The 7,451-nt window shown below is 60.0% G+C and carries 8 protein-coding genes and 1 pseudogene; 4 read left to right on the top strand and 5 right to left on the bottom strand.

Translation table 11 applies throughout. From position 1 onward, the window contains the following. Positions 1 to 134: 134 nt before the first annotated feature. Positions 135 to 323, top strand: a complete 189-nt coding sequence (locus tag I8N66_RS34890; RefSeq protein WP_291164371.1) for a hypothetical protein — start codon at positions 135 to 137, stop codon at positions 321 to 323. Between the two features lie 121 nt (positions 324 to 444). Here I8N66_RS34890 and I8N66_RS34885 read toward each other — a convergent pair whose 3' ends face one another. The 3 genes from I8N66_RS34885 to I8N66_RS34875 form a co-directional block, all read right to left on the bottom strand. Next, on the bottom strand, positions 445 to 927 hold the full coding sequence (locus tag I8N66_RS34885) for a heme-binding protein (RefSeq protein ID WP_291164368.1): 483 nt from the start codon (positions 925 to 927) through the stop codon (positions 445 to 447). A gap of 88 nt (positions 928 to 1,015) precedes the next feature. Further along, complete coding sequence (locus I8N66_RS34880) at positions 1,016 to 1,624, bottom strand: response regulator (RefSeq protein ID WP_291164365.1); 609 nt, start codon at positions 1,622 to 1,624, stop codon at positions 1,016 to 1,018. Further along, positions 1,621 to 3,225: an ATP-binding protein gene (locus tag I8N66_RS34875; protein WP_291164362.1), complete on the bottom strand. Its 1,605-nt coding sequence runs from the start codon at positions 3,223 to 3,225 to the stop codon at positions 1,621 to 1,623. Before I8N66_RS34875 ends, I8N66_RS34880 begins: the two co-directional genes overlap by 4 nt. A gap of 392 nt (positions 3,226 to 3,617) precedes the next feature. Between I8N66_RS34875 and I8N66_RS34870 the strand changes: the two genes are divergently transcribed. Continuing rightward, on the top strand, positions 3,618 to 3,941 hold the full coding sequence (locus I8N66_RS34870) for a BA14K family protein (protein WP_291164359.1): 324 nt from the start codon (positions 3,618 to 3,620) through the stop codon (positions 3,939 to 3,941). Between the two features lie 15 nt (positions 3,942 to 3,956). Here the strand turns inward: I8N66_RS34870 and I8N66_RS34865 are convergent, their stop codons facing one another. Next, entirely contained in the window at positions 3,957 to 4,223 is a 267-nt protein-coding gene (locus tag I8N66_RS34865; protein WP_291164356.1) for a hypothetical protein, read from the bottom strand. Between the two features lie 398 nt (positions 4,224 to 4,621). Further along, positions 4,622 to 5,275 (bottom strand): glutathione S-transferase family protein, encoded by a 654-nt coding sequence (locus tag I8N66_RS34860; protein ID WP_291164353.1) that lies wholly within the window; start codon positions 5,273 to 5,275, stop codon positions 4,622 to 4,624. A 356-nt stretch (positions 5,276 to 5,631) separates the two neighbouring features. Between I8N66_RS34860 and I8N66_RS34855 the strand changes: the two are divergent. Together I8N66_RS34855 and I8N66_RS34850 are read left to right on the top strand one after the other, a co-directional pair. Next, positions 5,632 to 6,142: pseudogene (locus tag I8N66_RS34855) on the top strand (Arm DNA-binding domain-containing protein); the annotation flags it as partial. Positions 6,143 to 7,175: 1,033 nt separating this feature from the next. Next, positions 7,176 to 7,433, top strand: a complete 258-nt coding sequence (locus tag I8N66_RS34850; protein WP_291164350.1) for a hypothetical protein — start codon at positions 7,176 to 7,178, stop codon at positions 7,431 to 7,433. Positions 7,434 to 7,451 lie beyond the last annotated feature (18 nt).

Raw genomic sequence — 7,451 nt, 5'->3', positions numbered from 1 at the left:
AAACCCTCGAAACGGGTGTTGGCCCTTAGCTGGAGGGGATTTTCAAGATTTCAAGAGCAATGCCAACCCGTTTTTTTGCACGGGACAGCGTTTGAGCCGAGAAGGTCCGGGGCGCTCTGTGTCCGGTGGTTCTGGTGCTGAATACGCCGTCGTATCTCCATTGGATTGCTGCACTGGCGGAAGATGTCACGGCGGCTGCGGCAAGTGCCTTCCGTTCGGAAATTACACCGTCATCCACGATCGAACGTGGCGGCAAAGACATTGCAAGGGGCGTTCTGTCCGGCACCATATCCGCCGATAAAATAAGGCCGACACAGGAGTGACGGTCAGCGGATACGGGGCGATGTTCGGCGCCGCGGAGTTTTTCGGCGGCTCCGTGCGTAAGTGTGGGCCCTCAAAGCGGAAGTGGCCCTCTTGGGAGGGCCACTTCCGCTGCCCAGCTGATTACTTCGCGCCGATTGCCTGGAGGCCGGCTGTTGCGCAGTTCGCGTCGATATCACCCGACGGTGCACCACCAACACCGATGCCGCCGACCAGAGCCTTGCCGAACTTGATTGGCACGCCGCCGGCCTGGATCACCATGCGAGCGTCCATGTCGCGGAGGCCCTCATTTGCCGGCTTGGAGGCGATGAACTCGCCGAGGCCAGCCGTGTCGCGGCCCATGGCAGCGGAGGTGAAGGCCTTGCCCTGTGCGCTATTGCCGGTGTGCGGACCGGAATTGTCGGCCTTCAGCAGCACCTTCATTGCTCCATCGCGACCAACAACAGCAACGCTGACATTGTGGCCTTCCGCGGCGCAAGCCTTCACGGCGGCGTCCGCAGCCTTGATGGCCATGTCGAGCGGCAAGTAGGCCGCGGTCGGGAGTTCCTGCGCCGTAGCGGCAACGGGAGCGAAAAGCGCGGCTGCGAGCACGATATTGCGGATCATCGTAGGTTCCTTTTCCTGTTTATGTGAAAAGGTTATCCCGTCTCGGGTATCGTGGGTATTCGTAGGGCTTGCGCGCCTATCCGTAGTTCTACGGAGTTTTCGTCCCGTCGAGCCAGATCCGCGTCATTTCCGCCTGTGACGTGCTGCCCAATTTGGCGCCGATGGCGGCTCGATGGCTTTCGACCGTACGGGGCGACAGACTGAGACCTTCGGCGATCTGGCGGGTAGTGAAGCCTGCGGCAATCCGATCGAGAACTTCGCGCTCACGTTGCGTGAGCGCCGCAAGCAGCGCCAGCGTTTCGGCCTTTTCCGCATGCACTCGAATGGCGCGCTCCAGCAGTTCGTGGCCTTTGTGGATCGCGTCGATCAGGTCCTGCTCGTCCACGGGCTTCGAGAGAAAGTCGATGGCGCCGTTGCGGAAGGCTCGGCGACAGGCCTCGATATCACCGTGCCCGGAGATCACGATCGTCGGCCAGTCGATCCCCTGTTCTGACAGCCTTTCCTGTAGCTTCAACCCAGAAATAGCGGGCATGCGGATATCTAACACCAGGCAGCCGGGGTCGAGACGGGAAACCTGGGTGAGAAAGGCTTGCGGATCAGAAAACCCGGTAACCTTGATGCCGACCGTCGAGAGCAGCAGGCTCAGCGCACGACGCACCGCGTCGTCGTCGTCAACGAGATAGACGGGAAGCGTCATCGCATCGGCTCCTCGGTTCGGCGAGCGCGTTGCAGCGTTACCCTGAAGGTGGCGCCGTGATCACTTTCAACCAGCACGATTTCGCCGCCGGCACGTTCCACCAGCCGCTGGCTAAGCGCCAGACCGAGCCCGGTGCCACCGGCGCGGGTCGTGACGAATGGCGTGAACAGCCGTGGGCGAAGCGTTTCCGGGACGCCGGGGCCGTTGTCGGCGACATCGACGATAACCACGGTATCGCGCTCACTCAAGGTAACGGTCACGCGGCCGGTCTCGTCCGGTTGTGGCGCCAATGCCTCAAGGGCGTTTCGCACCAAATTGAATGCGACCTGCTCGATTTCGACCGGATCGGCGACGACCGATACCGGCGCTTGCGGAATCTGAAAATCAAGCTGAATTCCGCGTGATCTTGCGTCCGGCTGAAGGAGCGCTTCAACATTTGCAAGTGCATGGCGCAGATCGAAGGCAGCAACCGGCGCAGCATGTGGCTGCGACCAGTTGCGAAACCTTTCTAATATGGCGGATGCCCGGCGCGCCTGGCTCACGGTATCCTCCAGCACCGGAGCAAGTGCCGCGTCCTGCCCTTGGGCGAGCAGCCTTCGCCCAGCCTGCGCCTGGGCCAGGATTGCGGTCAGGGGCTGGGTCAGTTCATGTGCCATGCCGCTGGCCATTTCGCCGAGTGCGTTGACGCGCGACGCGTGCGTGAGGCGCGATTCCAGCGCGCTCAAGGTTGCCTGCTGTTCCGCCGCGCGTGTGCGTGCGCGCTGCCGCAGTGCCGCCAGGCCTGCGAGATAGGCGAGGCTGACCACAAGAAGCGTCAAGCCGGTCTGTACGGGGGGGAACATGTCCGCAAGTCCGATCTCCCTACCTGTTTCGAGCAGAAGCGGCTGCGATGCACTACTTAGCGCCTTGGAAAACCGGATCGCCTCGGGCAGGGCAGTCGGGAGCAGGACGTGTCCGTCCGGCAGTGACAGCCGCACCGCCGCCCCAGGGCGAGACCAGAATGGCCCGCCATCTCCGATCAATTTCGCCGCATCGATGCCGAGCATCAAACCATAGCGCGCCTCGTCTGTGTTCGGACTGCGCTTGATCATGATGTAGTGATCGGCCCGTTGCGGATGGGGCAACAGTGCGATGCGCCCATCCGATGCCCTGGCGGCCGCGCGAATGAGCTCTGCCGTCTTGGCATCGAGCGGACCGGTACCGACCGTTTCCGCGCTTGAATCCAAGGGGACGAGTTGAACCTCGTCGATCCGTGGATAGAAGCGCGCAATCGTTCGGGCTACCTCCAGGAACAGATCGTGCCTGCGCCCCTCGGAGGCAACAGCGACGGCCGAGAGCGCAGTCAGGTGCGCATCGTGCTGATCCACCCGCTGGGAGGCCAGGCTATGGAGGAGCGTGCTCTCCTGCTCAAGTTCGGAAACGAGCGCCTGCCGCTCCCATCCCGCCAACGCAGCGCCGCCGATCCCCAAGAGGAGACACCACAGGAGGACCATATGGAAGGGGCGTTCGAAGATCGAACGATTGCTGTGCATCATCGGTTCGGCGATCTTTTTGTCATGCGCTGCCTCTAGCAGAGTGCGGCCGCGGCCAGGTGCGATCATTAGTTCGCCTCGATCATCTCGCCGCTGAAATGCGCACTGTCAATCCCATCGAGCTGCCCAGGACGCACTGCAACAGCAAGCTTCGCCGCTATCGCGATCCTTGCTCTCGCATGGATATCGCCGTCGCCCGCGGCACCGCCCGGTCCACCGCTGGAGCATTTCGGCGAGATCCGGGAAAGGCCGCAATGTCTCCGCAACACAGCGTCGCCAAGCCTTCCCCGTAGCGATCGAAGGAGACTGATGATGCGCGGTGTGACTTCCGGTTCTCGGCCGGATGTCCATCCTGGCTGAGTCCGCACCTGCGGCTGCCAATCGCGCTCGCGGATGACTACGATGGCGGCCGGCGCTCCTGCAGGGACGACCGTGGTGGGGATCACTGGCGCTGCGAGGAATTGCGCCGGGATCATTGGCGCGAAAAACGAGAGAAACAGGAAAAACAGAACCTCAAGGCCGGCATCACCGCCGGCGCGATCGGATTGGCGCTTAGCGCGATCATCATTGGTGTGGCATGGGAAGAAGAGCGCCGCCGCCAGAACGACAAGTATCGCCCCAATGAGCGCGATGCACGCGGCCTCGCACGCTACCGCAGCTATGATTCACGCAGCCGAACCTTCATCGGTCGCGATGGCAGACGGTACGAGTGCCGCTGGAGCGGCCCGGTGTGCCCGCTTAGCCGAGGACGCAAAGGCGAAGTCTTTTCTGGACGATCAATTTGACTTCGCCGACGCGGTCTAATGCCGTGTCTCGGCCCAGGTGGGATCCACAAACCTACCTAGCGACCGGAGATAGGCTACAATCTCCAATACAATAGTATCTCGGTTCCCAAATTTTTCGCCGATGAGGTCAAGCGCGTCGATCTCGGCATCCTCTTCGTCCATACCGCCGAGGACGTATATGTCATGGCCTATGGCCTTGATGTCGCACCCAGCTGCGATCACCTCGTTAACGAACTCTGGTATTTCACTCGACTTCATCAGGCGCTTTTTGTGTATGGCCATCGCAGTCCTCTTTGTTCGCCGATGGTCGCTTAGTTAGCATTGTCCGTTCGCGTTGTAACTTTGGTCGGGCGGACCGTGGATCGCTCAGTGGCTTGACGCGCTCAGGGTCACTATAACCAATGATGGAGGGCAGTCGAATTGCTCTTCGGCCTGTGAACAAAATGGCGGATGGATTTGAAATGAGCAACGCATTAGGACCTTTGCCCGAGCGCACCAGACCTTAGTCCGAGGGCTTCACGGCAGTCCAAAGAGGACAAAGCGCTGCGAAATTCGCTCGGCGTTCAAATTGCTGTCTGGTGGATCGGCTTCAAACCAGTTTTGGCGCGAATGAAGCGGTGACCGATGCTATGCCGCGACGTCCGCACTGCGATCCAAGGCTGAACCGCGGCATGGGGCCGTCACGCGCTTGCCGATGCGGCCTCGAAAACCGCTCGCTGTGCTGCAAAGGCGCGTTTGTACGCGGGTCGCGCTTCGCCACGGGCGACATAGGCGGAAAGGTTTGGAAATTCGTCCAGCAGCGCCGATCCCTTCAGCCGGAGCAAGACAGATATCATCTGTAGGTCGCCGACACTGAAATTGCCGTCAAGCCACGCGGCCTCGCCAAGCCGGTCGGAGAGTTCACGCAGGCGCTTGCGGACACGTTCCTCGACGGCCGGCAGGCGTTGCTCATACCAGGTTTCGTCGCGCTCCAGCAGCTTGGCGACTTCGCGCTCGATGATCGGCGGCTCCACCGTGCTGAGTGCGGCGAACATCCAGGTGATTGCGCGGGCCCGGGCGTTGGCGTCGACCGGCAGCAACCCTTCGTGGCGCTCCGCGATGTGGAACACGATCGCTCCGGACTCGAACAGCGCGAGATCGCCTTCCTCATAGGTCGGAATCTGGCCGAAGGGGTGAAGCGTGAGATGCGCCGGCTCCCTCATCGCTTTGAACGAAAGCAGGCGGACGTCGTAGGGTTGACCAACTTCTTCGAGCGCCCAGCGAACGCGCATGTCACGGGCCAGCCCTCTGCCACGGTCGGGCGAACGTTCAAAGGCGGTAATGGTGATAGGCATCCTAATCCTCCATGGCTGTCTATCCTAAAGACGGCCGGCTGAGCGAATTCCCGACATCCGGCTACTTTAACCCCTGCAGAAAATATGCCGGAGGATTTGTCGGCATTCTTCGCGGCAAACCTGCCTGTGTCCGGTGACTGCACCTGCGGCGCTCTCGCTTTCCACGTGAACCTTTCCCAAGGGGAAGTCTGTTTCGTAACGGGCATTGAAATCAATATCTTGTAGTATCAGACAGTATAAAATTTGCCTCACCCGCTTGAAATTAAATATAGTTCGTGTTTCGTTCATGCTCAATATCTATCACCGCAGGCCATGCCACCGCACGGCCGAAGGTGGATACAGAGGTGGTTAGAAATATGGGTCACGGACAAAACAAACTGACGGCGGTGGCTGTGAAAAACGCGGGTCCTGGAAAGTACTCCGATGGTAACGGCTTATGGCTTCACAAACGAAACGACGGTGGCTCGCAATGGTTCTTGCGGGTCACCATTCACGGCCGACGACGCGAGATGGGGTTCGGCTCTGCCGCGGAGGTATCTCTCTAGGAAGCACGCGAAACCGCAGAGCAGTGGCGCCGTGTTGCTCGTTCCAATGTGGACCCGATCAAAGAGCGAGAACGCCTCAAACGCGATGCTGCTCGCAATCTACATTTGCTCGAAGATGTGGCTAAGGACGCATTCGAAAGCCGCAAGGCTGAACTCAAAGGAGATGGGGTCGCGGGGCGTTGGTTCAGTCCTCTTGAGGGGCACGTGCTGCCGAAGCTAGGTAATGACAGTTTCAGGCATCGACCAGACTGACATTTGCGATACTTTGGCGCCCATCTGGCATGAGAAAGCGGAAACCGCGAGCAAGGCGCTAAATCGGCTATGGCAACCCGAACAACGGCGGTCAGGTTGGATACTACAGCCCCACTCCTGGGAACATATGGCAATTCACTCATTCAGACGGCATCTTGGCTTTGTGGAATGGCGCCACGGCCGGGGGCGGTCTCATCTGGACGGCTCTGAATGACGGCGCTGGCTCCGGTCTCGACGCTGACCTCCTCGATGGGCAGGATAATGCGTTTTATCGCAACGCCTCCAACCTGAATGCTGGCACGCTGGCGGACGCACGGCTGCCAGGGTCGATGGCAGGCAAACGTTCACTGCCACTGAGGTGATCATATCGACCGCAACCGTGGGGGGCGACTACTTTGTTTTAAGGCCAACTGATTTCGGCGCAGGAAAGCCGGGGGTTGTTTTTGCGAAATCTGCGACAGCAAACACGTCGCAGCAGCCAATCTCTGACGCTAAAAGGCTTGAACTACCTGACTTTTTATCCAAAGATGGGGCGTCTGTGACTTCGAACGCTCAGACTGAAGGCTCCAGGTTTCCCTCGTGGGATCTGGGGCCTTTCTTATGTGCTCTCGGTTTCGAGCCTACCTCTTCCGGGCATCATCCATTGAGTTGCCTTGTTTCAAGTTATTGCAGCCGTATTCTCTCTGAAGGGTCGTCTTCGGAGCTTGCTCGCTACGAACGTTTCTCAAGCGATCCGGCATACCCAACTGAGCCTCTGCCGGTGGACGGCAGGGGCTTTTCTTTACTGGCTGCGAAGTGTGCACCCCATGAAGACCCTCAAAGCCACAGCCGGATCATCTTCGCGGCTTCGCGGCTAGTCTCCATGATGTCTTCTTTCGTCATGTTGCGGACTGTCCCGCAGGCCCGGCACTGAACGTGTTCTCGCGTCTCCATTTCTGAGAACGTGAGGTGCTCTCGGGCGCCACATGCTTGGCACTGGATTTCAAAGCCGTCGGAGCAATCCAGTTGCTGCCTCCCGTTGCTTTCGAAACTCCATACAGCCTGGCTCACTCAAAGGAATTTTCAAGATAACCTACCGCCTACCGCTGGAATGGCTCCAGTCGGTGAAGATGTCGCGTATCATCGCGCATTGGAGTGCCGGCGCCTATCGGGCTTCTGATCTCGACAAGGATCACTATCACTTCATTGTCGAGGGATCGGGCAACGTGGTCCGCGGCGACCACACCATTGCCGATAACGTGAGCACGGCCGACGACGACTATGCCGCCCATACCCGGGGTTGCAATACCGGTCCGAGCGGCGTCTCGCTCGCCTGCATGGCCGGCGCGAGAGCCCGTTTATCGCGGGCAAGTTCCCGATGACGGAAACGTAGTGGCACC

Origin of the sequence: Ensifer sp. SSB1 (assembly GCF_016652895.1) — a bacterium.
Classification (GTDB): domain Bacteria; phylum Pseudomonadota; class Alphaproteobacteria; order Rhizobiales; family Rhizobiaceae; genus Ensifer.
Note: the sequence above shows the minus strand (reverse complement) of the source record. Positions and strands in the feature narration are given on the sequence as shown.

Bases quoted from the DNA above. Each gene is read 5' to 3' on its own strand.
- I8N66_RS34880 (WP_291164365.1), bottom strand. From the start codon at position 1,624: ATGACGCTTCCCGTCTATCTCGTTGACGACGACGACGCGGTGCGTCGT.
- I8N66_RS34865 (WP_291164356.1), bottom strand. From the start codon at position 4,223: ATGGCCATACACAAAAAGCGCCTGATGAAGTCGAGTGAAATACCAGAG.
- I8N66_RS34875 (WP_291164362.1), bottom strand. From the start codon at position 3,225: ATGATCGCACCTGGCCGCGGCCGCACTCTGCTAGAGGCAGCGCATGAC.
- I8N66_RS34860 (WP_291164353.1), bottom strand. From the start codon at position 5,275: ATGCCTATCACCATTACCGCCTTTGAACGTTCGCCCGACCGTGGCAGA.
- I8N66_RS34885 (WP_291164368.1), bottom strand. From the start codon at position 927: ATGATCCGCAATATCGTGCTCGCAGCCGCGCTTTTCGCTCCCGTTGCC.